This is a genomic window from Bacillus cereus group sp. BcHK124 (genome assembly GCF_027712065.1).
GTDB lineage: Bacteria > Bacillota > Bacilli > Bacillales > Bacillaceae_G > Bacillus_A > Bacillus_A pacificus.
Genome location: NZ_JAQFPJ010000056.1, coordinates 1 through 1,435, shown reverse-complemented (window position 1 = coordinate 1,435; position 1,435 = coordinate 1). Strand labels below are relative to the sequence as shown.

Here is a 1,435-nt window from a genome sequence, read left to right as displayed (position 1 = left end):
TGAAGTGACCCCTAAAAGTTAGACACGGTTATTTCATTAGGCAGCTTGATCCAAATGAGTCCGGTATTGTACCGGGCTCATTTTTAATTTTGCCTTAATCCGTTTCGTATTATAATAATCTATATATTTTTCTAATTCTATTTTAAAATGATCTACACTTTCAAACTCTTTTATGTAGAGGAACTCCGACTTCATAATCCCAAAGAAATTCTCTATTACTGCGTTGTCGTAACAGTTTCCTTTTCGAGACATACTCTGTACGATCCCCCTTGATTCAAGTGTACGGACGTATTGTCTCATTTGATAATGCCATCCTTGATCCGAATGCATCAGTAGCTGGTGGTTTTCAGGTAAACGTTCTAATGCTTTCTCTAACATCTCTGAAACAAGTGAATACGTCGGTCTAGAACCGATTGTATAGGTAATAATTTCACCATTATATAAGTCTAATACAGGTGATACATACAGTTTCTCTCCAAACAATTTAAACTCTGTGATGTCCGTTACCCATTTTTGATTCGGGACATCTGTATAAAAATTACGCTCTAAAATATTAGGTGCAATTTTACCGACTTTCCCTTTATAGGATTTATATTTCTTCATACGCACAACACACTTTAATCCAAGCTCTTTCATAATGCGCTGAACCTTCTTGTGGTTCACTTTCTGGCCACGATTCGTTAATTCATCACGAATGCGACGGTAACCATAACGACCTTCATTTTCCTCATAAATTGCTTTAATTTCAGCTTTCAAATCGGCATCTTGATCCGGACGATTCATTTTCTTTACTAAATCATAATACGTACTCCGTGGAATACCAGCTAGCTCCACGAGTGCCTTCACCGAATATTTATGCCTTAATTCATAGACTACTTGTGCCTTGTCTTGTTTCGTGATTTTTCCTTGTTTTGAACTAAGGCATTCAACTTTTTTAAGTACTCATTTTCCATTTCAAGCTGTTGAATACGTGCTTCAAGTGCTTCGACTGACCCTTCAGCTAAAGCTTGTTTTACTTGTTTATTTGAATCTTTTTTCATGGATGGACGCCCCTTTTTCTTAGATTGAAGGGCATCAATTCCTTGTGTTTCGAGCTGTTTTTTCCAAACAGAAATCGTTGAAGGGGCAGGAATGTTAAAGATAGCTGCCGTCTCAAATAAGGACATACCGTTTTCAATCATAAAGTTTAGTACGTCTAGTTTAAATTGTTGTGTGTAATTTGTACATCGTTTTAGAAAAGCTTCCATACCATTCTGTTTATATTGGTTTACCCAATTCAAAATAATTGTGTCACTTATACCAATCGATTTACCCATTTCTCGATAACTTTCATTTCCGTTTAAATAACGTAAAACGATTTGTATTTTTTCATCAGCTGTAAATTTAGCCATAGAAAAACTGCACCTCCAATTGTTAGACTGTGTCTAACAATTGG

General features: G+C 35.9%; 1 protein-coding gene. It reads right to left on the bottom strand.

Annotation, left to right across the window (positions count from 1 at the left end; genetic code table 11):
• Positions 1 to 36 precede the first annotated feature (36 nt).
• Positions 37 to 1,391 (bottom strand): IS3 family transposase gene (locus PDK19_RS27180; protein WP_088106192.1). Its coding sequence is split into 2 segments (ribosomal slippage): positions 37 to 938 and positions 938 to 1,391, totalling 1,356 coding nucleotides; the frame shifts between segments, so codons are not numbered across the junction.
• Positions 1,392 to 1,435: the final 44 nt, after the last annotated feature.